25 protein-coding genes are annotated in these 25,678 nt (G+C 59.0%); 15 read left to right on the forward strand and 10 right to left on the reverse strand.

The window, feature by feature from the left end:
• The first annotated feature begins 41 nt into the window (after positions 1–41).
• Genes lptM through AC3IUA_RS29685 form a run of 6 tightly spaced genes read left to right on the forward strand, consistent with a single transcriptional unit; the run spans position 42 to position 4,649 of the window.
• Positions 42–212 carry an LPS translocon maturation chaperone LptM gene (gene lptM / locus AC3IUA_RS29660; protein ID WP_489358329.1) on the forward strand — a complete coding sequence of 57 codons (171 nt, stop codon included), beginning with the start codon at positions 42–44 and terminating at the stop codon, positions 210–212.
• A 9-nt stretch (positions 213–221) separates the two neighbouring features.
• The gene (lysA, locus tag AC3IUA_RS29665; RefSeq protein WP_489358330.1) at positions 222–1,469 is read left to right on the forward strand and encodes a diaminopimelate decarboxylase; all 1,248 of its coding nucleotides are present in this window, start codon (positions 222–224) and stop codon (positions 1,467–1,469) included.
• A gap of 4 nt (positions 1,470–1,473) precedes the next feature.
• The gene (gene dapF / locus AC3IUA_RS29670) at positions 1,474–2,304 is read left to right on the forward strand and encodes a diaminopimelate epimerase (protein ID WP_489358331.1); all 831 of its coding nucleotides are present in this window, start codon (positions 1,474–1,476) and stop codon (positions 2,302–2,304) included.
• A 13-nt stretch (positions 2,305–2,317) separates the two neighbouring features.
• Positions 2,318–3,043 carry a DUF484 family protein gene (locus tag AC3IUA_RS29675; RefSeq protein ID WP_489358332.1) on the forward strand — a complete coding sequence of 242 codons (726 nt, stop codon included), beginning with the start codon at positions 2,318–2,320 and terminating at the stop codon, positions 3,041–3,043.
• 2 nt (positions 3,044–3,045) lie between these two features.
• Complete coding sequence (gene xerC / locus AC3IUA_RS29680; RefSeq protein WP_489358333.1) at positions 3,046–3,942, forward strand: tyrosine recombinase XerC; 897 nt, start codon at positions 3,046–3,048, stop codon at positions 3,940–3,942.
• Positions 3,942–4,649, forward strand: coding sequence for an HAD family hydrolase (locus AC3IUA_RS29685; RefSeq protein WP_489358334.1), 708 nt, complete (start codon positions 3,942–3,944; stop codon positions 4,647–4,649). Before xerC ends, AC3IUA_RS29685 begins: the two co-directional genes overlap by 1 nt.
• Positions 4,650–4,813: 164 nt before the next feature.
• On the opposite strand, the gene sutA is transcribed toward AC3IUA_RS29685, so the two are convergent.
• From sutA to glnK, 4 genes are all read right to left on the reverse strand, one after another.
• Positions 4,814–5,137, reverse strand: coding sequence for a transcriptional regulator SutA (sutA, locus tag AC3IUA_RS29690; protein WP_489358335.1), 324 nt, complete (start codon positions 5,135–5,137; stop codon positions 4,814–4,816).
• A 102-nt stretch (positions 5,138–5,239) separates the two neighbouring features.
• Positions 5,240–5,665 carry a secondary thiamine-phosphate synthase enzyme YjbQ gene (locus AC3IUA_RS29695; RefSeq protein WP_489358336.1) on the reverse strand — a complete coding sequence of 142 codons (426 nt, stop codon included), beginning with the start codon at positions 5,663–5,665 and terminating at the stop codon, positions 5,240–5,242.
• 222 nt (positions 5,666–5,887) lie between these two features.
• Complete coding sequence (locus AC3IUA_RS29700; protein ID WP_489358337.1) at positions 5,888–7,225, reverse strand: ammonium transporter; 1,338 nt, start codon at positions 7,223–7,225, stop codon at positions 5,888–5,890.
• Between the two features lie 34 nt (positions 7,226–7,259).
• Complete coding sequence (glnK, locus tag AC3IUA_RS29705) at positions 7,260–7,598, reverse strand: P-II family nitrogen regulator (RefSeq protein ID WP_002555808.1); 339 nt, start codon at positions 7,596–7,598, stop codon at positions 7,260–7,262.
• A 422-nt stretch (positions 7,599–8,020) separates the two neighbouring features.
• Here glnK and AC3IUA_RS29710 point away from each other — a divergent pair, with 422 nt between their 5' ends.
• The 6 genes from AC3IUA_RS29710 to AC3IUA_RS29735 all read left to right on the forward strand — a co-directional run bounded on the left by AC3IUA_RS29710 (position 8,021) and on the right by AC3IUA_RS29735 (position 13,148).
• Complete coding sequence (locus AC3IUA_RS29710; RefSeq protein ID WP_489358338.1) at positions 8,021–8,281, forward strand: accessory factor UbiK family protein; 261 nt, start codon at positions 8,021–8,023, stop codon at positions 8,279–8,281.
• 407 nt (positions 8,282–8,688) lie between these two features.
• Positions 8,689–9,216, forward strand: a complete 528-nt coding sequence (locus AC3IUA_RS29715; RefSeq protein WP_489358339.1) for a BRO-N domain-containing protein — start codon at positions 8,689–8,691, stop codon at positions 9,214–9,216.
• Positions 9,217–9,352: 136 nt separating this feature from the next.
• The gene (locus tag AC3IUA_RS29720; RefSeq protein ID WP_489358340.1) at positions 9,353–9,691 is read left to right on the forward strand and encodes a DUF6694 family lipoprotein; all 339 of its coding nucleotides are present in this window, start codon (positions 9,353–9,355) and stop codon (positions 9,689–9,691) included.
• Positions 9,692–9,766: 75 nt separating this feature from the next.
• Positions 9,767–10,744: a hypothetical protein gene (locus AC3IUA_RS29725; protein WP_489358341.1), complete on the forward strand. Its 978-nt coding sequence runs from the start codon at positions 9,767–9,769 to the stop codon at positions 10,742–10,744.
• A 157-nt stretch (positions 10,745–10,901) separates the two neighbouring features.
• Positions 10,902–11,336, forward strand: a complete 435-nt coding sequence (locus AC3IUA_RS29730) for a hypothetical protein (RefSeq protein WP_489358342.1) — start codon at positions 10,902–10,904, stop codon at positions 11,334–11,336.
• Between the two features lie 318 nt (positions 11,337–11,654).
• Complete coding sequence (locus AC3IUA_RS29735) at positions 11,655–13,148, forward strand: YifB family Mg chelatase-like AAA ATPase (RefSeq protein WP_489358343.1); 1,494 nt, start codon at positions 11,655–11,657, stop codon at positions 13,146–13,148.
• A 265-nt stretch (positions 13,149–13,413) separates the two neighbouring features.
• Here AC3IUA_RS29735 and AC3IUA_RS29740 read toward each other — a convergent pair whose 3' ends face one another.
• Entirely contained in the window at positions 13,414–14,334 is a 921-nt protein-coding gene (locus AC3IUA_RS29740; protein WP_489358344.1) for a LysR substrate-binding domain-containing protein, read from the reverse strand.
• 158 nt (positions 14,335–14,492) lie between these two features.
• On the opposite strand from AC3IUA_RS29740, the gene AC3IUA_RS29745 reads away from it, so the two are divergent.
• On the forward strand, positions 14,493–15,893 hold the full coding sequence (locus AC3IUA_RS29745) for a NorM family multidrug efflux MATE transporter (RefSeq protein ID WP_489358345.1): 1,401 nt from the start codon (positions 14,493–14,495) through the stop codon (positions 15,891–15,893).
• A gap of 60 nt (positions 15,894–15,953) precedes the next feature.
• Here AC3IUA_RS29745 and AC3IUA_RS29750 read toward each other — a convergent pair whose 3' ends face one another.
• Positions 15,954–17,621, reverse strand: a complete 1,668-nt coding sequence (locus tag AC3IUA_RS29750; protein WP_489358346.1) for a putative bifunctional diguanylate cyclase/phosphodiesterase — start codon at positions 17,619–17,621, stop codon at positions 15,954–15,956.
• Positions 17,622–17,886: 265 nt separating this feature from the next.
• On the opposite strand from AC3IUA_RS29750, the gene rep reads away from it, so the two are divergent.
• Positions 17,887–19,896, forward strand: a complete 2,010-nt coding sequence (rep, locus tag AC3IUA_RS29755; RefSeq protein WP_489358347.1) for a DNA helicase Rep — start codon at positions 17,887–17,889, stop codon at positions 19,894–19,896.
• A gap of 64 nt (positions 19,897–19,960) precedes the next feature.
• Positions 19,961–20,533 (forward strand): xanthine phosphoribosyltransferase, encoded by a 573-nt coding sequence (locus AC3IUA_RS29760; RefSeq protein WP_489358348.1) that lies wholly within the window; start codon positions 19,961–19,963, stop codon positions 20,531–20,533.
• Positions 20,534–21,186: 653 nt separating this feature from the next.
• On the opposite strand, the gene AC3IUA_RS29765 is transcribed toward AC3IUA_RS29760, so the two are convergent.
• From AC3IUA_RS29765 to alr, 4 genes are all read right to left on the reverse strand, one after another.
• Positions 21,187–23,109, reverse strand: coding sequence for an acetyl-CoA hydrolase/transferase C-terminal domain-containing protein (locus AC3IUA_RS29765; protein ID WP_489358349.1), 1,923 nt, complete (start codon positions 23,107–23,109; stop codon positions 21,187–21,189).
• A gap of 136 nt (positions 23,110–23,245) precedes the next feature.
• Positions 23,246–23,656 (reverse strand): c-type cytochrome, encoded by a 411-nt coding sequence (locus AC3IUA_RS29770; protein WP_489362521.1) that lies wholly within the window; start codon positions 23,654–23,656, stop codon positions 23,246–23,248.
• 181 nt (positions 23,657–23,837) lie between these two features.
• Positions 23,838–24,386, reverse strand: a complete 549-nt coding sequence (locus AC3IUA_RS29775; protein ID WP_150640739.1) for a cupin domain-containing protein — start codon at positions 24,384–24,386, stop codon at positions 23,838–23,840.
• Positions 24,387–24,514: 128 nt separating this feature from the next.
• Positions 24,515–25,591, reverse strand: coding sequence for an alanine racemase (gene alr, locus AC3IUA_RS29780; protein WP_489358350.1), 1,077 nt, complete (start codon positions 25,589–25,591; stop codon positions 24,515–24,517).
• Positions 25,592–25,678 lie beyond the last annotated feature (87 nt).

Genomic DNA, 25,678 nt, shown 5'->3' on the forward strand with positions numbered 1-25,678 from the left:
GTATACTCCGGCGCAATTAACGCATTTTCAAGGATTTCGCCATGAAGCGCCTGATCTCTTCCCTTGCTGCGCTCGTCGCGGTTGCCTGCCTTGTGTCGGCCTGTGGCCAAAAAGGCCCGCTGTACCTGCCGGATGATAAGCAAGATCCTGCAGAGCAGGCCAAGTCTTCGCAACAGTCGCCTTCCACATCGCACAAGCACGACGTTTACTAAGGGAACTCCATGGACGCTTTTAACTACCGTGACGGTGAGCTGTTCGCGGAAGGTGTTGCCCTGTCCGCCATCGCCGAACGCTTTGGCACACCGACCTACGTCTACTCCCGCGCTCATATCGAAGCCCAATACCTGGCTTACGCCGATGCGCTGGCCGGCATGCCGCACCTGGTCTGCTTCGCAGTCAAGGCCAACTCCAACCTGGGTGTACTGAATGTCCTGGCGCGTTTGGGCGCTGGTTTCGACATCGTCTCCCGTGGCGAGCTGGAACGTGTTCTGGCTGCGGGCGGCCAGGCTGACAAGATCGTCTTCTCCGGCGTCGGCAAGACCCGTGACGACATGCGTCGGGCACTGGAAGTCGGCGTGCACTGCTTCAACGTCGAGTCCACCGATGAGCTGGAGCGCCTGCAAGTGGTGGCGGCCGAGCTGGGCGTTCGCGCGCCGATCTCGCTGCGGGTCAACCCGGACGTCGATGCCGGTACCCACCCGTACATCTCCACCGGTTTGAAAGAGAACAAGTTCGGCATCGCCATCGCCGATGCCGAAGACGTGTACATCCGCGCCGCGCAACTGTCAAACCTGGAAGTGGTCGGCGTCGATTGCCATATCGGTTCGCAACTGACCACCCTGGCACCGTTCATCGATGCCCTCGACCGCCTGCTGGCACTGGTCGATCGTCTCGGCGATTGCGGAATCTACCTGCGTCACATCGATCTCGGTGGCGGCCTCGGCGTGCGTTATCGCGATGAAGAGCCGCCACTGGCTGAAGACTACATCAAGGCCGTGCGCGAACGTCTGGATGGCCGCGATCTGGCGCTGGTGTTCGAACCGGGCCGCTTCATTGTGGCCAACGCCGGGGTGCTGTTGACTCAGGTCGAATACCTCAAGCACACCGAACACAAAGACTTCGCTATTGTCGACGCCGCCATGAACGACCTGATCCGCCCGGCGCTGTACCAGGCCTGGATGGATGTCACCGCTGTGCGCCCACGCGCCACTGCACCCCGTGCCTACGACATCGTCGGGCCGATCTGCGAGACCGGCGACTTCCTCGCCAAGGACCGTCAGCTTGCGCTGGAGGAGGGCGACCTGCTCGCCGTGCATTCGGCCGGCGCCTATGGGTTTGTCATGAGCTCCAACTACAACACCCGCGGCCGTGCCGCCGAAGTGTTGGTGGACGGTGATCAAGCATTTGAAGTGCGTCGCCGTGAGACGGTAGCCGAGTTGTTTGCTGGCGAAAGCCTGCTGCCGGAGTAAAACCATGCTGCTGCGTTTTACCAAGATGCACGGCCTGGGCAACGACTTCATGGTCCTCGACCTGGTCAGCCAGCACGCGCACATTCTGCCCAAGCACGCCAAGCAATGGGGAGATCGGCACACCGGAGTCGGCTTCGATCAACTGCTGATCGTCGAAGCGCCGAGCAACCCGGACGTGGACTTCCGTTACCGGATCTTCAACGCCGACGGGTCCGAAGTGGAGCAGTGCGGCAACGGTGCGCGCTGCTTCGCGCGCTTCGTGCTCGATAAACGCCTGACCGCAAAACGGCAGATCCGCGTCGAGACCAAAAGCGGCATCATTGAACTGGATATCCGCAGCGACGGCCAGATCAGTGTCAATATGGGACCGCCGCGCCTGGTTCCGGCCGATATCCCCTTCCAGGCCGAGGCTCAGGCCAAGAGTTATCCGCTTGCGGTAGACGGCCAGACCGTCGAGCTGGCCGCGGTGTCCATGGGCAACCCGCACGCGGTGCTGCGCGTGGACGACATCAACAACGCGCCGGTGCATGAACTGGGGCCGAAAATCGAAAACCACCCGCGCTTCCCGGCCCGGGTCAACGTCGGTTTTCTCCAGGTCATCGACCGGCAGCGCGCGCAGTTGCGCGTCTGGGAACGCGGCACTGGGGAAACCCAGGCCTGCGGGACCGGCGCCTGCGCCGCCGCAGTGGCTGCGATCAACCAGGGGTGGATGGACTCGCCACTATTGATCGACCTGCCCGGCGGGCGCCTGTCCATTGAATGGGCGGGCCCTGGCGAACCGGTAATGATGACCGGCCCGGCAGTGCGCGTTTACGAAGGACAGGTGCGTCTATGAGCGAGCGAAATCCATGACCGATCAGCCCCAGGTTCCAGCCCGACAGCCCGACGAATCCCCTTCCGAAAGCCTTGAGGCGGCGGCCATTGCCGCGTACCTGGAGGCTCATCCGGATTTCTTCGTCGAGCACGAAGAACTGCTCCCGGCCCTGCGCATCCCCCATCAGCGCGGCGACACCATCTCCCTGGTCGAGCGTCAGCTGAAACTGCTGCGTGAACGCAATATCGAGATGCGCCATCGCCTTTCGCAACTGATGGACGTGGCTCGCGACAATGACCGGCTGTTCGACAAGACCCGCCGGCTGGTGCTCGCGCTAATGGACGCCAGCAGCCTGGAAGACGTGGTGATCAGCGTCGAAGACAGCCTGCGCCAAGACTTCCAGGTGCCTTTTGTCAGCCTGATTCTGTTCAGCGACAGTGCCTTGCCGGTAGGCCGCTGGGTTACCACGGCGCAAGCCCAGCAAGCCATCGGCGGGTTGTTGTCGGAAGGCAAAACCGTCAGCGGCAGTTTGCGCGAACACGAACTGGACTTCCTGTTCGGCGAAGAGCAGCGCAAGGAAATCGGCTCCACGGCGGTCGTCGCCCTCAGCCATCAAGGCCTGCATGGCGTCCTGGCCATCGCCAGCCGCGATCCGCAGCACTACAAAAGCTCGGTGGGCACGCTGTTCCTCAGCTACATCGCCGAAGTCATGGGCCGCGTACTGCCGCGCATCAACAACTCCCTACGCTCGGTGCGCTGACCATGGAACGACAACTGGACGCCTACTGCGCTCACCTGCGCAGTGAGCGCCAAGTGTCACCCCATACCCTGGAAGCCTACCGCCGCGACCTGAACAAGGTACTGGCGTACTGCGAAAAACAGCAGATTTCCAGCTGGTCCGCCCTGGACATCCAACGCTTGCGCAGCCTGATCGCCCGCCTGCATTCACAAGGCCAGTCCTCGCGCAGCCTGGCGCGACTGCTCTCGGCGGTTCGTGGGCTCTACCATTACTTGAACCGCGAAGGCCTCTGCGACCACGACCCGGCCAATGGCCTGGCACCGCCCAAAGGCGAACGCCGGCTACCCAAGGCTCTCGATACCGACCGTGCACTGCAATTGCTCGACGGCGCGGTCGAGGACGACTTCCTGGCCCATCGTGATCAGGCGATTCTAGAGCTGTTCTACTCCTCCGGCCTGCGACTTTCAGAGCTGACCGGGCTCAATCTAGACCAGCTGGATCTGGCCGATGGCCTGGTTCAAGTGCTCGGCAAAGGCAGCAAGACCCGGGTTCTGCCAGTTGGCCAGAAGGCCCGCGAAGCACTGCAACTGTGGCTGCCCCTGCGCACCCTGGCCAACCCGGCAGACGACGCGGTGTTTGTCAGCCAGCAAGGTCGACGCCTTGGCCCGCGGGCGATCCAGTTGCGGGTCAAGGCCGCCGGCGAGCGCGAGCTGGGGCAGAACCTGCATCCACACATGCTGCGGCACTCCTTCGCCAGCCACTTGCTGGAATCTTCCCAGGACCTGCGCGCCGTCCAGGAGTTGCTCGGCCACTCGGACATCAAGACCACGCAGATTTACACTCATCTGGATTTCCAGCATCTGGCGTCGGTCTACGACAGTGCCCATCCACGGGCTAAACGCACCAAAGGCGGTGAGTAATGACGATCAAACTGATCACTTTCGACCTCGACGACACCCTGTGGGACACCGCCCCGGTCATCGTCAGCGCGGAAGCGGTACTGCGCCAGTGGCTGGCGGAACACGCATCGGACCTCGGTGGTGTGCCTGTCGAGCACCTCTGGGCGATTCGTGAGCGCGTTCTGAGCAACGAGCCCGGGCTCAAGCACCGGATCAGCGCCCTGCGACGCAAAGTGCTGTTCCACGCCCTGGAAGAAGCCGGCTACACACAATCGCACGCGTCGGATCTGGCCGAGCAGGCCTTTGAAGTGTTTCTGCATGCGCGGCATCAGCTCGAAATCTTTCCGGAGGTGCAACCGACCCTGGAAGTGCTGGCGCGGCACTACACCCTGGGAGTGGTCACCAATGGCAATGCCGATGTGCGTCGACTGGGGTTGGCGGACTACTTCAAGTTTGCCCTTTGCGCGGAAGATATCGGGGTTGGCAAGCCGGATTCGCGGTTGTTTCAGGAAGCCTTGCAGCGAGGAGGCGTCAGCGCTGAAGCCGCCGTGCATATCGGCGATCACCCGGGCGACGACATCGCCGGGGCTCAGCAGGCGGGGTTGCGGGCAATCTGGTTCAACCCTGGCAGCAAAGCCTGGGAAGCCGAAAAACAACCGGATGCCGAGATTCGCAGTTTGAGCGAGTTGCCTGAGCTGTTGGCGCGGTGGAACGCAACGAAGTCCTGAGGCGCTCCGAAAAGATCGCAGCCTGCGGCAGCTCCTACAGGATTTGCGCCCAGTCGGCGTAGGAGCTGCCGCAGGCTGCGATCTTTTGACTTTGCTTTCACCCGCCCATGAAAAAGCCCGCAGCGACGGCGGGCTTTTTCAGCAAGCAAGCAAGTAGCAGGAGCTCAGATAGGCCGGCTGCCGTACTTGTTGTCAGGCTTTTTTGGTGGATCGGCCACCACGTTGGCCTCGACTTCCTGCACCTTGCCGCCTTTGGCAAGGAACTCTTCCATAGCGCGAGCCAGAGCATCACGCTCTTTGTTCTTGGCCTCGACACTCGGCAGCTCATCGACCGAAACAGCAGCCTTGGCCTTGCCTTTGGCGGTCGGAACAGGCACATCGCCGCCATCGTCGTCAGCGACGTCTTCGGCCGCTGCTTCAAGACCTTCTTCGGTCTCGTCTTCGTCACCTACTTCGAGGTCGTCGTTTTCCAGATCATCGTCGCTCATGTTCTACCTCATGACTTGCGAAAAGCAGATTAGTTATAGCCCAGCTTCGCCGACTGTCGAAGGCCGCCGGAGAAAAATCATCATCCGCTGGTAACCAGCGGCTTATGCCCCACCACCGTGCAAGGTGGCGAGGACTTTACGGGCACCGCCATGATCACGATGCTCGCCCAGATAAACACCTTGCCAGCTACCCAGCGCCAGTCGACCTGCCGTGACCGGCAAACTCAACTGACAGCCCAGCAAACTGGCCTTGAAGTGCGCCGGGAGATCGTCCGCGCCTTCGTCCTCGTGTTCATATCCGGCCAGGCCTTGTGGGACCAGCCGATTGAAAAACCGTTCGAAGTCACGACGTACCGCCGGATCGGCGTTCTCGTTGATGGTCAACGACGCCGAGGTGTGCTGCAGCCACAAATGCAACAGACCGACCCGACATGCCTTCAGTTCAGGCAGGCCGGCGAGTAACTCGTCCGTTACCAGATGAAAGCCCCGGGGCCTCGCCCGCAGGGTAATCAAAGTCTGTTGCCACATACAGTTCTCCGCACCTACGGCGCGCATTCTAGCGCGCTCTGGGAAAAAACAAAGGGCCTAATATTCCTTCAATGCTGTAAGCCATTGGCCCGAAAAAAATAGCAGCAAAGAACACACCCACAACTGCAAGAAAAAACCTTTCAGCTGTTCCATTACAGACAAAAGCCAGACAAAAAAATGCCCGGCAAGCCGGGCAATTTTTTATTCGTATTTGCCGAATGCTTACAAGTTGTAGCCCCGTTCGTTATGTAGCGCCAGATCGATGCCGACCGCCTCTTCCTCTTCGGCGATACGCAGCCCCATCACGGCGTCCAGCACCTTGAGAATGATGAAGGTCACGATCGCGGTGTAGATCACCGTGAAACCGACGCCTTTGCACTGAATCCAGACTTGGGCCGCGATATCAGTCACAGTGCCGAAACCGCCCAGCGACGGAGCGGCGAACACACCGGTGAGGATCGCGCCGAGGATACCGCCGATACCGTGCACGCCGAAGGCATCCAGGGAGTCGTCGTAGCCGAGCTTGCGTTTGAGGGTGGTTGCGCAGAAGAAGCAGACCACACCCGCGGCCAGACCGATCACCAGAGCGCCCATCGGGCCGACGGTGCCCGCCGCTGGAGTAATTGCCACCAGACCGGCTACAACACCCGAAGCGATACCCAGTGCACTTGGTTTGCCGTGGGTGATCCACTCGGCGAACATCCAGCCCAGCGCTGCAGCAGCGGTCGCGATCTGAGTCACCAGCATGGCCATGCCGGCCGTGCCGTTGGCCGCTGCGGCGGAACCGGCGTTGAAACCGAACCAGCCGACCCACAGCATCGCGGCACCCATCAAGGTGTAGCCGAGGTTGTGCGGAGCCATCGGGGTGGTCGGGAAGCCCCGACGCTTGCCCAGCACCAGGCAGGCGATCAGACCGGCAACCCCGGCGTTGATATGCACCACGGTGCCGCCGGCGAAGTCCAGCACGCCCCAGTCCCACATCAGGCCGCCGTTACCGGACCAGACCATGTGCGCGATCGGCGCGTAGACCAGGGTGAACCAGATGCCCATGAAGATCAGCATCGCGGAGAACTTCATCCGTTCGGCGAAGGCACCGACGATCAGCGCAGGCGTAATGATCGCGAACGTCATCTGGAAGGTGATGAACACCGCCTCAGGGAACAATGCCGCAGGCCCGGTCAGGCTCGAAGGGGTGACACCGGCAAGGAACGCCTTGCCCATGCCGCCAAAGAACGAGTTGAAGTTGACGACGCCCTGCTCCATACCGGTGGTGTCGAACGCGATGCTGTAGCCATAAATGACCCACAGGACGCTGATCAGACCGGTAATGGCGAAGCACTGCATCATCACGGAAAGAATGTTTTTCGAACGAACCATGCCGCCGTAGAACAGCGCAAGGCCGGGAATAGTCATGAACAGCACAAGTGCTGTCGAGGTTAACATCCAGGCGGTATCGCCGGAATTGAGGACTGGGGCTGCCACCTCGTCTGCCGCCATAACCAGGCCGGGCATTACGAGGGACAACAGGGCTCCTAGCCCTGCGAATTTACGCAGAGTCATATTGTTTTTCTCCTGGGGCGTTGGGTTTGGCGGCTTAGATTGCGTCGGTATCGGTTTCGCCGGTACGGATGCGAATAGCCTGTTCCAGATTGACCACGAAGATCTTGCCGTCACCAATCTTGCCGGTGTTGGCCGCCTTGGTTATCGCCTCGATCACCCGATCAAGATCCTTGTCGTCAATGGCGACATCAATCTTCACCTTGGGCAGAAAATCGACCACATACTCCGCGCCGCGATACAGCTCGGTGTGACCCTTCTGCCGCCCGAAGCCTTTGACCTCAGTAACGGTAATGCCCTGCACGCCGATCTCGGACAGCGACTCGCGTACGTCGTCCAGTTTGAACGGCTTGATGATGGCAGTGACTAGCTTCATGAAAACTCTCTCCCGAATTGGTGGACTTGCCCCAGGAAAACAAACCCGACTCAAGTCTAAGCGCAGTGCCTGGCTTTGTAACGCATCGTCGGCCTTGCTCGGCCAGTCCGACGCCTGCTAACCACTGCTGACGAAACACTTCCCCGCTCCGCCTGCCGCACTGCATTCGTCACAGCGACTGCATCAGTGCATGGGTTATCAAGGACTAAGCAGAAAGCTTGCCATCTCCTGAAAACCCTCTGATATCAACCTCTTGGTCGTTTCCGCAAGCGTCTGCACGGCAATGGCACAACAGATACGCACAACAACGGTGCGCGACTGCCCGGCGGCATGCGCGAAAAGCGTGCAGCCTGCCTGCGCCAATGACTATAGCCACTGCGTGATACACTGCCCGCATCTGTAACTCAGGACACCTGACTCCCATGCTCGCGCCCAAAGACCTCCTCGACGCCCTGAGCGGCCACGCTTCGCGCCTGTTCAGCGGCGACACCGCGCTGCCGCGCAACGAAATCGAAAGCCAGTTCAAAGCCCTGCTGCAAAGCGGCTTCAGCAAGCTTGATCTGGTGAGTAGAGAAGAATTCGACAGCCAGATGGTGGTCCTGGCGCGCACCCGAGCCAGGCTGGAAAGCCTGGAAGCCAAGGTCGCCGAGCTTGAAGCGAAGCTGAGTTCGCCTGCGGAATAACATCGCCGCTCTCAAAAACACCACAAACCCTCTGTGGGAGCGAGCCTGCTCGCGATAAGGTCGGAACGACCTTTCTAAAATCTTGAACACTGCGATACATCCAGGCTGATTCTTACAAAAGCAATCCCCGCTTTCCGATTGCGCCGCTAGCCCCGGGTCTCTACGCTCATCCTCAGCTGAATATTCAGCACTGGGTTTGGCGACCTGGAAAGCTAAAGGCGCACGACGCCCACCATGCGATAGCGGGCGTTTTTTATGTCCGTCGACTCGTATCATGGCGGCTGTGCGTGGGAGACCTTCGGGTCTGCCGGGTTCCTTTTGCTCCGGTTCGCCAACCCGCGTACAGCTGCCACCCAATCGTTTGGCGACGATTGCTGGCAGCCCCATAAGCAAAAGGAGCTGTATCAATGAATAGCAATGACGCTTACCTGACACCCCACGTCTTCACCCGCCACAAACTCAACCTCCATGCACTCCTGCTGGAAAACCAGGCATGGTTCAGCGCCCGCGATCTTGGGCGTCTGCTTCGGCTTTTTCTGGATGAGCGCGCATTGCGCAAACTGGACTCCGATCAGCGCCAGACCTTGCGCCTGCTTTACCACGGCACAGTCGAACACACGCTAATGATCAGCGAGTCCGGGGTCTATGCATTGCTCATCTATCACTACTGCCCGGAGTACCGGGGTTTGCGGGAATGGCTCACTCATGTAGTGGTCCCCGCGCTGAGAGATGCCCAGCAAGCGACTTCGAGCGAACGCCCAATTTTAAGCCTGCTGGATTGGCCGGAGATGTCCCTGAGCCTTTTGCACTGGAACAATCAGCCATGGATTCGGCTGCAAGACGTTCCACATATGCTGCCGGAGGGAGAGCGGCCCCGAAGTGCAACCCATGCACCTTGGTGGAAAAAGGCCTCGCGGTTGCTTCAATCGTTCTGAATCCCTGAAGCGCCACCACGCCCGACTTCAACTCGAACGACCTCGCCTGTATCGCCCGGACTAGAGCTATTCGAGGGGATTTTTGCGTGATTTTTTGTATTGGGCTGAGTACAATTTTGAATGAAGGCAAAATGACATGTCATCATTTAAAAATTCAGAACGAAAAAAGGAAATTTTTGTGCAATTTGTAAAGCTCATCTCTGCTGTCACCCTGTGTGCGATGTTGTCAGGGTGCGGTGATAGCACCATCGATGCCACAACTGAGGAAAGCTTCAACGAGTCTGCGCAAGCTATTTATGAAGGGCTGCCAGATGCACAAAAAGGCAAGTTCCAACAAGCAATTACCATGGGCAAAATCATGGGCATTCACGAAAAAGGCATATCTTTTCAGCAATCGATTGACGGCAAAACAGCCGAACAGGTTATTAGCTATGTCAAGCAGGGTATTGATGAAAAAACGACCTTAAGATACTAATAAGCCACACACAAAAGCTTGGGTATCTCTAGATAGGCGCAAGCCAATTCAAATTCAAAAACCAGGAAGTTTTCAATGCAATTTAAGTACATGATTGCGTGCATAAGCGCGCTCGCCATTTTATCTGGTTGTTCCGATAACGACGGGGGCACAGTAAAGAGTCCCGACCAGAAGCCTACAAGAACAATGACTCCGGATGAGGTTGCCAAAGAGAAAGCTCGAAGGGTGTACAATCCGACCCCAGAAGAGCGTGCTCAAGATCAGGCAGAACGGGAGAAAGAAGAAGCTAAACTGCGTGAGAAAGACCCCGTTACCTGGAACCTGGAACGTCCGGGAGAGGCGCCCGACTTTGGAGCATACAAACTTGTAACATCAGGAACTCAGCTGGTTTATATTTATAATGGAAACAAAAAAGAGGGTCGGGACGATTCAATGTCAATCGCCAAGTCATTTGGCTATCGCCCGACGCACTACGAATTAGGCGATCCTCAGCTAATGGAGCTGCTCGAGAAATTCGCCCAGACTAATGACCAATTTGAGCAACGTGATATTGCACAAATGCTTGACCCTGTGATTGAAAAACATGTTGCGGAAAACAAAAACACACGTTATGTCAGGGTACAACTTCCAAGCACGCTGCACTTGTCAGCGTACAATTTTGAAAAGAAAGGCTTCTCTTACGAGCCTGGTTTCTTTAACGCTGTAAGCAAAATGTCAAGCAGTGAGCAATCAAAGTCTTACGCTCGCGGGAATCAAATCAAGGATCGAGGCGATCTAAAGTTTGGAGATAATCCAGCCTATACGATGACTTTTTCCAATGGCCCGGACTTCCAGTTTATTCCTGTCGAGGATGAGGCCTCCGCTCGAGTACTGGAGAGTTACGTGCAAAAAAACAAACCCTATACCGTCACTGCGTATGGATACGTTGACTCCTTAACGCAAGGGGACAATGAGAAAGCTGACTCACGTCGCGCAACCATTGTAACGGTTCAAAAATTAGTAGTAGCCGACAAGGGAAATCCTGATTTAGTGCTGGCCGTCCTTTCAAAATAAAGGATTCCAACAAGCAAATTTTCACGAGCGAGACTGACTAGCTCTATATTTAAGACCTTATCTGTCCGCTGGATATAATTAGCCGCCAGCCTCTAGGGTTCATCAAATAGGGTGCCCCCTGGTGGCTAACCGGCGCAGTCAACTATAGGATTTTTTCATGCTAAAAAATATACTAACCAGCACCGCCTTGGTTACTCTGGCCGCATGCTCCAGCCATCCAGCGAGCCCACCTGATATCGTGGGCACATGGAAAGGAAATCTCAACTGCCCCTCCAAGCGACTTAGTGCTCAGGAAATGACGATTAGTCTTGAAGAAGGGTTATTTTCTGGGCTTATTAATGGTGAGATTAAAAACGATATTATCCGCGACGGCCACCGGTATCATCTGCACTACACCGTGGCTGGGGCGACGCTTGGTGGTAAAGTCAGGCTCAAACCACAAAAAATGCTTCAAGACACCAGTAATGGATTACTGTATGCGGAAATGTTTGAAGCCAATCTGACTGAACCCAATATCATGGCGGTGAACTTCAATTATTGCCAGCAAGTTAAGCTTTTCAAGCGGGTATCCACACCGAATCCCCAGCGCTGAGGAACCTTAAGCAAGGGCGGCCAGGTTAAACTTTTGCAGTAACCGATGCTAACGATAGGTTTGACGGACTTGAGTAACCACGGGGCGACGAAAACGCGAAAACGGGAACAGGGGGGTTATTCTCTGTGCGTCACTCACTTCGAAAGACTAATGATCGACGAACAATAGCGAAAAACTCCAGTTAAATCCGCTAATAACCTCACCACATTCGCAACATCCTGCGCAAATTTGACGGCCACTGTCACAGGTTAACTCGTCACCTCGTTGCTATCCTTCCAAAACCGCAGGACGCGGTTCTCGCCCCTCTAGGAATGATCTATGTCTCTGGCCATCGTCCACAGCCGCGCCCAAATCGGCGTGGAAGCGCCTGCCGTTACCGTTGAGGTTCATATGGCCAACGGCTTGCCATCCCTGACGCTGGTGGGTTTGCCAGAAGCGGCCGTCAAGGAAAGCAAAGACCGGGTGCGCAGCGCGATACTCAATTCAGGCCTCCAGTATCCGGCACGTCGCATCACCTTGAATCTCGCCCCTGCCGATCTGCCAAAGGACGGCGGGCGCTTTGACCTGGCGATTGCCCTGGGGATTCTCGCGGCCAGCGTGCAGGTTCCGACCTTGACCCTGGACGATGTGGAGTGCCTTGGGGAGCTGGCGTTGTCTGGCGCCGTCCGAGCGGTACGCGGCGTACTGCCGGCGGCCCTGGCCGCACGTAAAGCCGGACGAACGCTGGTGGTACCGCGCGCCAATGCCGAAGAAGCCTGCCTCGCTTCGGGGTTGAAGGTCATCGCGGTCGACCACTTGCTGCAGGCAGTCGCACACTTCAATGGCCACACGCCTATCGAACCTTTTGTTTCCAACGGCTTGCTGCTGGCGAACAAACCTTATCCCGACTTGAGTGAAGTCCAGGGCCAGCTGGCCGCCAAACGAGCCTTGCTGATCGCCGCAGCGGGCGCTCACAACCTGCTGTTCAGCGGCCCGCCGGGCACGGGTAAAACGCTTCTGGCCAGTCGTTTGCCCGGCTTGCTTCCGCCGCTGGACGAAAACGAAGCGCTGGAGGTTGCAGCGATTCAATCGGTCGCTAGCCATGTGCCCTTGAGCCACTGGCCCCATAGACCGTTTCGCCAACCCCATCATTCGGCCTCCGGCCCGGCACTGGTGGGCGGTGGCTCGAAACCACAGCCGGGGGAAATCACCCTCGCCCACCATGGCGTGCTGTTTCTCGATGAATTGCCGGAGTTTGAACGCAAGGTGCTGGAGGTTTTAAGAGAGCCACTGGAGTCCGGCCATATCGTAATTTCCCGGGCCCGTGATCGAGTCAGTTTTCCGGCGCGTTTCCAATTGGTTGCGGCGATGAACCCCTGCCCTTGCGGCTACCTCGGCGACCCCAACGGCCGTTGTCGTTGCACGCCAGAGCAGATCCAGCGCTACCGCAACAAACTCTCCGGCCCGCTGCTGGACAGCATCGACCTGCACCTGACCGTCGCCCGCGAAACCACTGCGCTCAACCCCACGCCCCAACCCGGGGATGACACCGCCAGCGCCGCCTTACTGGTCGCCAACGCCCGCGAACGGCAGCAACGGCGGCAGGGCTGCGCGAATGCCTTCCTCGACCTGCCGGGACTGCGCAAGCATTGTCAGTTATCCACAGCCGACGAGAACTGGCTGGAGTCAGCTTGCGAGCGTTTGACCCTGTCGTTGCGGGCCGCCCATAGGCTGCTCAAGGTGGCGCGCACATTGGCGGACCTTGAGCAGGTCGACATGATCAGCCGGGAACATCTGGCTGAGGCGTTGCAGTATCGGCCGACGAGTCAGTGAGCCGCGCTTGTAATCATTTTTTCGCCAAGCGAACCCTTGGCAACAGTTCTGCGACCGCAGTCATTTCCGGGGATTTGAGTTGCTTTGCCTGCGGCAGCTCCTACGCCGAGCCAATTCACCCTTGTATAACGGGTGTGCGCAAAACTTGTAGGAGCTGCCGCAGGCTGCGATCTTTTTGGGGTATCCAGTGCTTAACTGGCTGGCATTGGGGCAAACCCGCTCCCACCGGGTTGATACACTCCGTAATTACCAGAGCGTCATCGTTTCAGCTCAACCGCTCGACGGCAGGCAATACCATCGCCTGGACTTCGCTCTGGAGAAAATCGCTGAGCCGGCGCAGGCGTTCACCGCCGGGGCGGGTTTTCGGCCAGACCAGGTAATAGTTCTCGCCACTGGCCACCGCCGTCGGCCACGGCAGGCTCAAGCGCCCTTGGGCGACGTCTTCGGCGACCATCAGCAGGTCGCCCATGGACACCCCGTAACCTCGGGCGGCGGCGATCATGCCCAGCTCCAGGGTATCGAAGACCTGCCCGCCCTTGAGCGACACCTGCGCGGACAGGCCCATGCGCTCCAGCCAGTTGCGCCAGTCACGACGATCCGGTGTCGGGTGCAGCAGTTCGGCGCTGGCCAGCCGTGCGGCGTCCCATGGCTGATCGCTCAACAGGTTCGGCGCGCCCACCGGGATCAACAGTTCGGGAAACAGGTAGCTGGCCTCCCAATCCGGCGGGAAATGCCCATTGCTGAGCAGCACCGCGCAGTCGAACGGTTCCTGGTTGAAATCGACCGAATCGATGTCCATCCAGGCGCTGGTCAGTTGCACCTCGTTTCCCGGCTGCAAATGCCGGAAACGGCTGAGGCGCGCTAGCAGCCAGCGCATGGTCAAGGTCGAAGGAGCCTTCATGCGCAGGATGTCATCCTCGGCGCGCAAGGTATTGCAGGCACGCTCCAGTGCCGAGAAGCCTTCCCGGATGCCGGGTAGCAGCAGACGCGCGGCTTCGGTCAATTGCAGATTGCGGCCACTGCGTTGAAACAGGCGGCAGGCGAAGTGATCTTCCAGGGTGCGAATGTGCCGGCTGACCGCACTCTGGGTGATCGACAGTTCCTCGGCCGCACGGGTGAAGGAGCTATGCCGCGACGCCGCTTCAAAAGCGCGCAAGGCGTAAAGAGGAGGAAGACGACGGGACATAAGGAAAGCTCCTATAGCGCAATGTGAAAACCCTACCAGAAACTCTCAAGCATGAGTTTTAATCATGTGACCAATCGTTTTTATCCCTTTGTGCGAACCGCTGCGAGCGCCGAGAATCAACCCTTCCAAGCCCCTCTGAATAATCGAGCCTGATGATCATGCAGCATCCAGCACGTATCGAACTCTGGGCCATCCTGCGGCTGGCCGGGCCGCTGATCGCCTCGCAGTTGGCCCACATGCTGATGGTGCTCACCGACACCTTGATGATGGCCAAACTCAGCCCGGAAGCCCTCGCCGGTGGCGGTTTGGGCGCGGCCAGCTATTCGTTCGTGTCGATCTTCTGCATTGGTGTGATTGCCGCGGTGGGCACCCTGGTTGCCATTCGCCAGGGCGCTGGCGATATCGAAGGCGCCGCCCGCCTGACCCAGGCCGGACTCTGGCTGGCCTGGTTGATGGCGCTGGCGGCCGGGTTGCTGCTGTGGAACCTCAAGCCGGTGCTGCTGCTGTTCGGCCAGACCGAAAGCAACGTTCACGCGGCCGGCCAGTTCCTGCTGATCCTGCCGTTCGCCCTGCCCGGCTACCTGAGTTTCATGGCCTTGCGCGGGTTCACCAGCGCCATTGGCCGCGCGACTCCGGTGATGGTCATCAGCCTTGGCGGCACCGTGGCCAACTTCCTGCTCAACTATGCGTTGATCACCGGCATGTTCGGGCTGCCGAAGATGGGGTTGATCGGGATCGGTCTGGTCACCGCGATCGTTGCCAACTGCATGGCCCTGGCGCTGGCCTGGCATATCCGCCGGCATCCGGCCTACGACGCTTATCCGCTGCGTCAGGGCCTGTCGCGGCCTAACCGCCACTACCTGCGCGAGCTGTGGCGCCTGGGCCTGCCGATCGGTGGTACCTATGCGGTAGAGGTCGGCCTGTTTGCCTTCGCCGCGCTGTGCATGGGCACCATGGGCAGCACGCAATTGGGGGCGCATCAGATTGCCCTGCAGATCGTCTCGGTGGCGTTCATGGTTCCAGCGGGTATTTCCTACGCAATCACCATGCGTATTGGTCAACACTACGGTGCCGGACAACTGCTCGATGCGCGCCTGGCCGGTCGGGTCGGAATTGCCTTCGGCGGGGCCGCGATGCTCGGTTTCGCCATGGTCTTCTGGCTGTTGCCGAACCAGCTGGTCGGGCTGTTCCTCGACCACAATGACCCGGCCTTTCGCGAGGTGATCAATCTGGCTGTGAGCCTGTTGGCGGTGGCGGCCTGGTTCGAGTTGTTCGACGGCACGCAAACCATCGCCATGGGCGCGATTCGCGGGCTCAAGGATGCCAAGACCACCTTTCTGGTAGGGCTGGGCTGCTATTGGTTGATCGGCGCACCTGCCGCATGGCTGATGGCCTTTACCCTCGACTGGGGCCCGACTGGCGTCTGGTGGGGGCTGGCGCTGGGCCTGGCCTGCGCGGCAGTGAGCCTGACGCTGGCGTTTGAATGGCGGATGAAGCGGATGATCAAAAGCGAGCCGCCAGGGCAGCAGCTGCAGTTTCGGACGGCTCAGCCGGATTAGGTAGGTGGTGAAGCCTTAAAAGATCGCAGCCTGCGGCAGCTCCTACGCAGGCTGCGATCTTTATGCTTGGGTCACCGTGTGCTGGCTGGTGCCGAAGGTCAGGTATTCCACCAGTTCCGCCAACGGCAGCGGCTTGCTGATCAAGTAACCCTGCGCCTGATCGCAGCCAAATCCGCGCAGCAACGCCAGTTGCTCCGGCGTTTCGACGCCTTCGGCCACCACTTCGAGGTTGAGGTTGTGGGCCAGGTTGATCATCGCGTGCACCAGCTTGCGATTCTCTTCGCGCTGCTCCATGCCACCGACAAAGCTTTTGTCGATCTTCAGCAGCGCGATCGGCAGGCTATTGAGGTGGACGAACGAGGAGAAACCGGTGCCGAAATCATCCAGCGAGAAACGCACGCCCAAACGACCCAGCGCGTCCATGGTCTGCTTGACCAGATCACTGCGACGCATCACCGCGGTTTCCGTCAGTTCGAACTCCAGCCACTGCGCCTCGACGCCTCGCTCGGCAATCAATCGGCTCAAGGTCGAGAGCAACTGACTGTCCTGAAACTGTCGGAACGACAGGTTGACCGCCATGTGCAACGGCGGCAGACCGCGTTCACGCAAAGCCTGCATATCGCGCAGGGCGCGGGAAATCACCCAGTAGCCGAGCGGCACGATCAAGCCGCTCTGCTCGGCCATCGGCACGAACTCGCTCGGCGGCAACAGCCCGCGCTCGCCATGGCGCCAGCGCACCAATGCTTCGAGGCCGACAATCTGCCCGTCTTCCAGGTTCAGCCGCGGCTGGTAGTGCAGTTCCAGCTCGTCGCGACGCAAGGCCCGGCGCAGCTCGCTTTCCAGGTCTGCAAGGCTGCGGGCGTTGCGATTGATGCGTTCATTGAAGATGTGGAAGGTGCAGCCCTGAGTGCTCTTGGCCTGTTGCATGGCGATATGCGCATGCCACATCAACGGATCGGCACCGGCCTGAGCGCGTGCGTGGGCGACACCCAGACTGCAGCCAATCAACAAGCTCTCGCCATCGACCCAGTAAGGTTCGGACATCGCTTCGGTAATCCGCTCAGCCATCCACTCGGCACGCTGCGGTGCCCGGCGGGTGTCGATCAGCAAGGCAAACTCATCGCTGCCCAGGCGCGCCAACTGATCGCCGGCCTCCAGCTGGCTTTTGAGCCGCGCGACCACCTGCAGGATCAGCCGGTCGCCAGCCTGGTGCCCGAGAGCGTCGTTGGCGTGGCGGAAGTTGTCGAGGTCCAGGTGGCCCAAGGCCAAACCCCGGCCTTCATTCTCAGCCAGGCGGGCCGCCAGCAAGGTCTGAAAACCCTGACGATTGGCGATGCCGGTCAGTGGATCCTGTTCGGCCAGGCGTTGCAGGGTGTTTTCCAGCACACCCCGTTCGCGAACGTGGCGCAAGCAACGGCGCAAGGTCGCGAAATCCAGGACGTCGCGGACCAGCCAGTCGCTGACACCGTCCGGCGCAGCAAGCGGTTCGTGCTCGAGCAGCAATACCGTGGGCAAACTGCAGCGACCCGGAGCGGGTTGCAGGGCTGGAATCGTCAATAACACCGCGCTGCGGTCGTCATCGAACAAATGACTCACCGACTCCCAGGTCGGCGCACTGATCAGCACAGCCGAGCTCCCCATCGGAGCCAGACACTCGCGCAACAACGCTGCCCACGCCGGCTCTTCGGCCAGCAGCAGCAAACGCAAGGGTTCGACAGGCGTAGACAAGCTAGCTCCCTAGACTCTGCAATAGATGTTGGCGGCGGGCATTATGCCGCGCAGATAAACAATGACCAATGCAATTGATTATCAAACACGTTTTTGTACCGCTCAAACACGAACATTAGACGCAACTTCAGCGCGCATCCTGCGGGAAAGTAACAAAACCGGCAAATTTAGATCGAGTGCTACGTCACAAGTCGCACAGAGGCAGCAGAATCTTTCCAGCCTGTTAAAATGCCCGCCCATTTCGCAAGCGACACCCAATTTCGTCATGTCCCGACTCAATCCCCGGCAGCAAGAAGCCGTGAACTACGTCGGCGGCCCTCTTTTGGTGCTCGCCGGCGCTGGCTCCGGCAAGACCAGCGTGATCACCCGCAAAATCGCCCATCTGATCCAGAGCTGCGGCATCCGCGCGCAGTACATCGTCGCCATGACCTTTACCAACAAGGCCGCACGCGAGATGAAGGAGCGGGTCGGCACGTTGCTCAAGGGCGGCGAAGGCCGTGGCCTGACTGTGTGTACGTTCCACAATCTGGGGCTGAACATCATCCGCAAGGAGCATACGCGGCTGGGCTACAAGCCAGGTTTCTCGATTTTCGACGAGACCGACGTCAAAGCCCTGATGACCGACATCATGCAGAAGGAATACGCGGGCGACGACGGCGTCGACGAGATCAAGAACATGATCGGCTCGTGGAAAAACGACCTGATCCTGCCGCCCGAAGCCCTGGAAAACGCGCGTAATCCCAAGGAACAGACCGCCGCCATCGTCTACACCCACTACCAGCGCACGCTCAAGGCGTTCAACGCGGTGGACTTCGACGACCTGATCCTGCTCCCGGTAAAGCTGTTCCAGGAACACGACGACATCCTCGACAAGTGGCAGAACAAGGTTCGCTACCTGCTGGTGGACGAATACCAGGACACCAACGCCAGCCAGTATCTGCTGGTGAAACTGCTGATCGGCAAACGCAACCAGTTCACCGTGGTGGGCGACGACGACCAGTCGATCTACGCCTGGCGCGGCGCCCGTCCGGAAAACCTGATGCTGCTCAAGGACGACTATCCGTCCCTGAAAGTAGTGATGCTCGAACAGAATTACCGCTCCACCAGCCGTATCCTGCGTTGCGCCAACGTACTGATCTCGAACAATCCCCACGAGTTCGAAAAACAGCTGTGGAGCGAGATGGGGCACGGCGACGAGATTCGCGTAATCCGCTGCCGCAACGAAGATGCCGAAGCCGAACGCGTGGCCGTGGAACTGCTTACCCTGCACCTGCGCACCGATCGGCCGTACAGTGATTTCGCGATCCTTTATCGCGGTAACTATCAGGCCAAGCTGATCGAGCTGAAGCTGCAGCACCACCAGATTCCCTATCGCCTGTCCGGCGGCAACAGCTTTTTCGGACGTCAGGAAGTCAAGGACCTGATGGCCTACTTCCGTCTGCTGGTCAATCCGGACGACGACAACGCCTTCCTGCGGGTGATCAACGTCCCACGCAGGGAAATCGGTTCGACTACCCTGGAAAAGCTGGGCAACTACGCCACCGGGCGCAAAATCTCGATGTATGCCGCCACCGAAGAAATCGGCCTCGGCGAGCATCTGGACAGCCGCTTCACGGATCGTCTGGCGCGCTTCAAGCGCTTCATGGACCGCGTACGTGAACAGTGTGCGGGCGAAGACCCGATTTCCGCCCTGCGCAGCATGGTCATGGACATCGATTACGAGAACTGGCTGCGCACCAACAGTTCGAGCGACAAAGCCGCGGACTATCGCATGGGCAACGTCTGGTTCCTGATCGAGGCGCTGAAGAACACCCTGGAAAAAGACGAAGATGGCGAGATGACCATCGAAGACGCCATCGGCAAGCTGGTCTTGCGTGACATGCTCGAACGTCAGCAGGAAGAGGAAGACGGCGCCGAAGGTGTACAGATGATGACCTTGCACGCCTCCAAGGGTCTGGAATTTCCCTACGTGTTCATCATGGGCATGGAGGAGGAAATTCTCCCCCACCGCTCCAGCATCGAAGCCGACACCATCGAAGAAGAACGCCGCCTGGCCTACGTCGGCATTACCCGCGCCCGTCAGACCCTGGCCTTCACCTTCGCTGCCAAGCGCAAGCAATACGGTGAGATCATCGACTGCGCGCCCAGCCGCTTCCTCGATGAACTGCCGCCGGACGACCTGGCCTGGGAAGGCACCGACGATATCCCGACCGAAGTCAAAGCCGTTCGCGGTAACACCGCATTGGCGGATATACGCGCAATGTTAAAGCGCTAGAATTGACTACTTTTTAACCGAACACTTTTTATCAGAGCTTAGGCGCAAAAAAAGAGGAAATTCCGTGGAAGCACTGCACAAGAAAATTCGCGAAGAAGGCATCGTGCTTTCCGATCAGGTCCTGAAAGTCGACGCCTTTCTGAACCACCAGATCGACCCGCAGCTGATGAAGCTGATCGGCGACGAATTCGCCACGCTGTTCGCCGATTCGGGCATCACCAAGATCGTCACCATCGAAGCCTCGGGCATTGCGCCGGCGATCATGACTGGCCTGAACCTCGGCGTGCCGGTGATTTTTGCCCGCAAGCATCAGTCCCTGACCCTGACTGAAAACCTGCTGTCGGCGACCGTGTACTCGTTCACCAAGCAGACCGAAAGCACTGTGGCGATCTCCCCACGGCACCTGACCAGCAGCGACCGGGTGCTGATCATCGATGATTTCCTGGCCAACGGCAAAGCTTCGCAGGCGCTGATCTCGATCATCAAACAAGCTGGCGCCACTGTGGCGGGCCTGGGTATCGTCATCGAAAAGTCATTCCAGGGCGGCCGCGCGGAGCTGGACTCCCAAGGCTATCGCGTCGAATCCCTGGCCCGGGTGAAATCCCTGGCCGGTGGTGTCGTGACCTTTATCGAGTAATGGCTGTAGCCGCCAAAAGATCGCAGGCTGCGATCTTTTGATCTTGATTTTCGGCACTCTCCAGAACCGCTAAAAGATCGCAGGCTGCGCCAGCTCCTACGCCGACCGGGGACACCCGCACTCTCCGGTTAACGCCATTCCTCGACCGCACGCACCCCGGATTTCACGGATTCACCCAATCCCCCGGTAGGAGCTGCCGCAGGCTGCGATCTTTTGATCTTGATTTTCGGCACTCTCCAGAACCGCCAAAAGATCGCAGGCTGCGCCAGCTCCTACGCCGACCGGGGACACCCGCACTCTCCGGTTAACGCCATTCCTCGACCGCACGCACCCCGAATTCACGGATTCACCCAATCCCCCCGGTAGGAGCTGCCGCAGGCTGCGATCTTTTGATCTTGATTTTCGGCACTCTCCAGAACCGCTAAAAGATCGCAGGCTGCGCCAGCTCCTACGCCGACCGGGGACACCCGCACTCTCCGGTTAACGCCATTCCTCGACCGCACGCACCCCGAATTCACGGATTCACCCAATCCCCCGGGTAGGAGCTGCCGCAGGCTGCGATCTTTTGATCTTGATTTTCGGCACTCTCCAGAACCGCTAAAAGATCGCAGGCTGCGATCTTGGCGATATTCCCGACACTGAAGACGGAACTCTCAAACCACCGTCGCCTTCAGCCCCGCCAGCAGCAATCGCTGATACAGGTCCTCGCGCAGCCCTTCAGGTTTCGTCAGCTGCATCCGCTCAAGATGAGCCGGGTATTGCGATGGCTCCGGCGCATCGAGCGTCGCCTTGCCCAGCTCAAGAATCTCGGTGAGCTTGAACTTGCTCTTCAGCCAGTTCAACGCCCGCAGTAAGTCCCGCTCTTGCGGGCTGAAATCACTCCCCAACGGATACTCCGGAAACAGCTGCGGATGCCGTGCCTGAATATCCTGCAAACGCTGTGGGCGGTTGTCGGCAAAACGGGGATCGAGACGGAAGTCCTTGGGCAATTTGCCGACTGTCTGTGCCAGCTCGATCAGACCCTGCTGGAAGCGTGAGTCGCTGATGTTGAGCAGCGCTTCGATCACCGCCGCATCGGTTTTGCCACGCAGGTCGGCGATACCGTACTCGGTCACTACGATGTCACGCAGATGCCGCGGAATGGTGCAGTGCCCATATTCCCAAACAATATTCGAACTGACCTCGCCACCCGCCTCTCGCCAACTGCGCAAAATCAGTATCGAACGCGCGCCCTCCAGCGCATGACCCTGAACGACAAAGTTGTATTGCCCGCCGACACCGCTGAGTACCCGCCCATCCTCCAGTTGATCCGCCACCCCGGCCCCCAGCAGAGTCATGGTAAAGGCACTGTTGATGAAACGCGCATCGCGCCGCTGCAAACGCTTGAGCTGCTCGTTGCCGTACAGTTCATTGATGTAGCTGATGGCCGTCATGTTGAACTCGGCCAGTTTGTTCAACGGCAGCTCGCGCAAGCGCTGATAGAAGCTGCGCGGGCCGAGGAAGAACCCGCCATGCACCGAAATGCCCCCAGACTGCGTCGCCTCATCCAGCGTTCCGGCGTTCGCCTGCTCTTGCAGAGCGACATCCGCATAAACCTTGCGCCGCACGATTCCAGCGTCGGCCAGAACCAGCAACCCGTTGACGAACATTTCGCTGCAACCGTAAAGCCCTTCAGCGAAGGGTTCGACGCCACCTTCACGTTCGATCAGGCGCTGCCATTGAGTGAGATCGATATCCGCCAGCAGCGCACGATAACCCTCGTTATCCGCCTGCCGCGCCAGCAGTGCGGCGGTCAGCGCATCGCCCATGGAACCGATGCCGATCTGCAAGGTGCCGCCATCGCGCACCAGCGTGCTGGCATGCAGACCGATGAAATGGTCCTGCAGGCCCACCGGCATATTCGGCGTGGAAAACAGCGTGGTGCGGTCCTCCTCATCGATCAGCAGATCGAAGGCGTCACTGCCGATTTCTGCATGGCCCGGCATATAGGGCAGGTCGTGGTGAACCTGGCCGAGCAGCAGAATGGTCTCTCCCGCTGCGCGGCGCTTGGCAATCATCGGCAGCAAGTCGAGGGTGATGTCCGGGTTACAGCTCAAACTCAGACGATCGACCTGCAATGGATCACGCGCGACCAGCTGCGCGACCAGGTTCAAGCCAGCAGCGTTGATGTCCCGGGCGGCATGACTGTAGTTACTGCTGACGTAGTCCTGCTGAGCGGCTGCACTGTTGAGCAGACTGCCTGGCTGCAGGAAAAACTGTTCGACCCGGATATTGGCTGGCAGGCTATTGCGATGCAGATCGGCGAGGAAGTCCAACTCGGGATAATCGCCGAATACCCGCTCGATAAAAGGTTCGAGAAAGCGCCGTTGCAAGCCATCGCCGAGTGCTGGGCGGCCGAGAGTCAAGGCGGTGTAGATCGTCAGCCGCCGCTCGGGCAACTGCGCAATACGCTGGTATAGCGCATTAACAAAAGCATTGGGTTTGCCCAACCCGAGTGGCAAGCCCATATGGATATGCGCCGGCAAACGCGCGAGCACGTCATCGACGGCATGCTCGATTGAACAGGACTGCACCATCTGACTCTCCCTGAACTTCCTTGAATTGAGGTTAGCCCGAGCTTGCCGGGTCTTGCCTGCAAAGAACAGTCTCAGGACCAAATCCCGGGCACAAAAAAGCCGCTCGTAAGCGGCTTTTTCCAGAGGATCGAGCTTGTTACAAGCCAGACATCTCCTTGATAGCGGCTTTCAAGTCGTCATCCGAGCAATCTGCGCAGGTGCCTTTTGGCGGCATCGCGTTCACGCCGGTAATGGCTTTGGCGAGGATACCGTCGAGACCACCCTGGTGGTCGGCACGTTCTTTCCAGGCGGCTTTGTCACCGATTTTCGGCGCGCCCAACAGGCCGGTGCCATGGCAAGCATTGCAATGCTTGGCAATCACGTCTTTCGGAGTTTTTGCACCGCCGCCGCCAGCCGAAGCAGCAACTTCCATCCCCTTGCATTCCTGACCTTGCACACAGACCTGGCCGACTGGCTCAAGACGTTTGGCAATTTCGTCTGTAGTCGCAGCTTGAGCGCTGACTGCCCAAAGGGCCAATACGGTTGCTGGTGCAGCCAGCATTTTCATAATTAGGTTCACGCGTACACCCTCAATGGTGGCTAGTCACGCCCACGGCCACGGTTCGCAGGCGGGCGCAAGTATAACGGTTAGCCGGCCACACTGAAACAACCCTAAAGTCGAAGGGGTATTAGTAGTGGCCGGAAAGTAACCAGGGCGCCTCCGCAAACCTTGCTGGACGCCTCTTCTGTCAGAAATTCGCTGGTGTAGCTGCGCTGATTAGTCGCGCTGGCGCGTCGAACGGATTACGGAAACGGTGCGGCTTGGTGCTTTCAAAGTAGTAACTGTCACCGGCTTCGAGCACGAAGGTCTCAAGCCCGACCACCAGTTCCAGTCGCCCTTCCAGGAGAATCCCGGTCTCCTCACCCTCATGGGTGAGCATTTCGCCACCAGTATCGGCGCCTGGCGGGTAAATTTCGTTGAGAAACGCGATCGCCCGGCTCGGATGTGCCCTGCCGACCAGCTTCATGGTCACTGCACCATCGGAAATATCGATCAGCTCGTGGGCTTTGTAGACGATCTGAGTCGGCTTTTCCTGGAGGATTTCTTCAGAAAAGAACTCCACCATGGACATGGGGATACCGCCAAGAACCTTCCTCAGCGAACTGATCGAGGGGCTGACGCTATTTTTCTCGATCATCGAAATGGTGCTATTGGTGACGCCCGCACGCTTGGCGAGTTCACGCTGGGAAAGACCTTTCAGTTTACGGATGGATTGCAGTCGTTCACCGACGTCCAATGCATTAGCCTCCCAGGATTCAGGTTGTATGGATATTGAGCGTTATCATGGCGACAGCGTTCAGTATTTACAACACTTCGGGCTGAATCCTGTTCGGCGAGGCGACTTTCGGTACTCTCCGCTAGCCGTCAGCTCCCGCAATAGACCAGTGGCACTCGGCGCAGGTTGCAGAAAATCTGATAAGGAATGGTCTCGGCGGCCATCGCCACGTCGCTGGCGAGGATGTTTTTTCCCCACAATTCGACCGTGGAACCAAGGCCCGCCTGCGGTACATCGGTCAGATCGATGCACAGCATGTCCATCGATACCCGCCCGAGCAGCTGACTGCGTTGACCCGCAACCAACACTGGCGTGCCAGTCGGTGCGTGGCGCGGATAGCCATCGGCATAGCCCATGGCAACCACGCCGATGCGCATCGGTTTCTGGGTGATGAATTTCGCGCCGTAGCCCACCGGTTCGCCGGCCGGCAGTTCACGTACGCAGATCACTTTCGATTCCAGGGTCATCACCGGCTGCAGCCGCGCGGCCAGCGCATTGGCTTCTTCGAACGGGGTCGAACCGTAAAGCATGATTCCGGGGCGCACCCAATCACTGGGAATGTTCGGCCAGCCGAGAACGGCCGGCGAGTTGCGCAGGCTGACCTGAGCCGACAAGCCCTGACGAGCCGCCTCGAACACCGCGACTTGCTCGGCACTGCGGGTGCAATGGAGTTCATCGGCGCGGGCGAAGTGACTCATCAAGACGATCTTCGCCACTTTGCCGCTGGCCAGCAGGCGTTGATAGGCCGCCTGATAATCCGCCGGATGCAAACCGACGCGGTGCATGCCCGAGTCGAGTTTGAGCCAGATGGTCAACGGTTTCGCCAGTGCGGCTTTCTCGATCGCCTCGAGTTGCCATAACGAATGCACTACACACCAGAAATCATGCTCGACGATCAATCCCAGCTCATCGGCTTCGAAAAAGCCTTCAAGCAGCAGCACCGGCGCACGAATGCCGGCGGCGCGCAGCTCCAGCGCTTCTTCGATACAGGCGACGGCAAAACCGTCCGCCTCAGCTTCCAGGGCCTGGGCGCAGCGCACCGCGCCATGGCCATAGGCATCGGCCTTGATCACGGCAAGAGCCTTGGCTCCTCCCGACACTTCGCGGGCCAATTGATAGTTGTGACGCAGGGCTTGAAGATCGATCAGGGCACGGGCTGGACGCATGGCGGCAGACTTCTAGGCGGTCATGAGGAAAAAAAACCGGTGCTGGCTGACGACGTGAACCGCCAACAGCACCGGGAGAGGGATCTT

The sequence above is a fragment of the Pseudomonas sp. KH_050 genome (assembly GCF_057838875.1).

Excerpts from the sequence above, each read along its gene's own strand:
- xerC (WP_489358333.1), top strand. The coding sequence starts at position 3,046 with ATGGAACGACAACTGGACGCCTACTGCGCTCACCTGCGCAGTGAGCGC.
- AC3IUA_RS29710 (WP_489358338.1), top strand. The coding sequence starts at position 8,021 with ATGCTCGCGCCCAAAGACCTCCTCGACGCCCTGAGCGGCCACGCTTCG.
- AC3IUA_RS29765 (WP_489358349.1), bottom strand. The coding sequence starts at position 23,109 with ATGGTGCAGTCCTGTTCAATCGAGCATGCCGTCGATGACGTGCTCGCG.
- lysA (WP_489358330.1), top strand. The coding sequence starts at position 222 with ATGGACGCTTTTAACTACCGTGACGGTGAGCTGTTCGCGGAAGGTGTT.
- AC3IUA_RS29725 (WP_489358341.1), top strand. The coding sequence starts at position 9,767 with ATGCAATTTAAGTACATGATTGCGTGCATAAGCGCGCTCGCCATTTTA.
- glnK (WP_002555808.1), bottom strand. The coding sequence starts at position 7,598 with ATGAAGCTAGTCACTGCCATCATCAAGCCGTTCAAACTGGACGACGTA.
- AC3IUA_RS29695 (WP_489358336.1), bottom strand. The coding sequence starts at position 5,665 with ATGTGGCAACAGACTTTGATTACCCTGCGGGCGAGGCCCCGGGGCTTT.
- AC3IUA_RS29730 (WP_489358342.1), top strand. The coding sequence starts at position 10,902 with ATGCTAAAAAATATACTAACCAGCACCGCCTTGGTTACTCTGGCCGCA.
- AC3IUA_RS29700 (WP_489358337.1), bottom strand. The coding sequence starts at position 7,225 with ATGACTCTGCGTAAATTCGCAGGGCTAGGAGCCCTGTTGTCCCTCGTA.
- AC3IUA_RS29685 (WP_489358334.1), top strand. The coding sequence starts at position 3,942 with ATGACGATCAAACTGATCACTTTCGACCTCGACGACACCCTGTGGGAC.
- dapF (WP_489358331.1), top strand. The coding sequence starts at position 1,474 with ATGCTGCTGCGTTTTACCAAGATGCACGGCCTGGGCAACGACTTCATG.
- alr (WP_489358350.1), bottom strand. The coding sequence starts at position 25,591 with ATGCGTCCAGCCCGTGCCCTGATCGATCTTCAAGCCCTGCGTCACAAC.
- lptM (WP_489358329.1), top strand. The coding sequence starts at position 42 with ATGAAGCGCCTGATCTCTTCCCTTGCTGCGCTCGTCGCGGTTGCCTGC.
- AC3IUA_RS29770 (WP_489362521.1), bottom strand. The coding sequence starts at position 23,656 with ATGAAAATGCTGGCTGCACCAGCAACCGTATTGGCCCTTTGGGCAGTC.
- AC3IUA_RS29745 (WP_489358345.1), top strand. The coding sequence starts at position 14,493 with ATGCAGCATCCAGCACGTATCGAACTCTGGGCCATCCTGCGGCTGGCC.
- AC3IUA_RS29735 (WP_489358343.1), top strand. The coding sequence starts at position 11,655 with ATGTCTCTGGCCATCGTCCACAGCCGCGCCCAAATCGGCGTGGAAGCG.
- sutA (WP_489358335.1), bottom strand. The coding sequence starts at position 5,137 with ATGAGCGACGATGATCTGGAAAACGACGACCTCGAAGTAGGTGACGAA.
- AC3IUA_RS29740 (WP_489358344.1), bottom strand. The coding sequence starts at position 14,334 with ATGTCCCGTCGTCTTCCTCCTCTTTACGCCTTGCGCGCTTTTGAAGCG.
- rep (WP_489358347.1), top strand. The coding sequence starts at position 17,887 with ATGTCCCGACTCAATCCCCGGCAGCAAGAAGCCGTGAACTACGTCGGC.
- AC3IUA_RS29720 (WP_489358340.1), top strand. The coding sequence starts at position 9,353 with ATGTCATCATTTAAAAATTCAGAACGAAAAAAGGAAATTTTTGTGCAA.
- AC3IUA_RS29715 (WP_489358339.1), top strand. The coding sequence starts at position 8,689 with ATGAATAGCAATGACGCTTACCTGACACCCCACGTCTTCACCCGCCAC.
- AC3IUA_RS29675 (WP_489358332.1), top strand. The coding sequence starts at position 2,318 with ATGACCGATCAGCCCCAGGTTCCAGCCCGACAGCCCGACGAATCCCCT.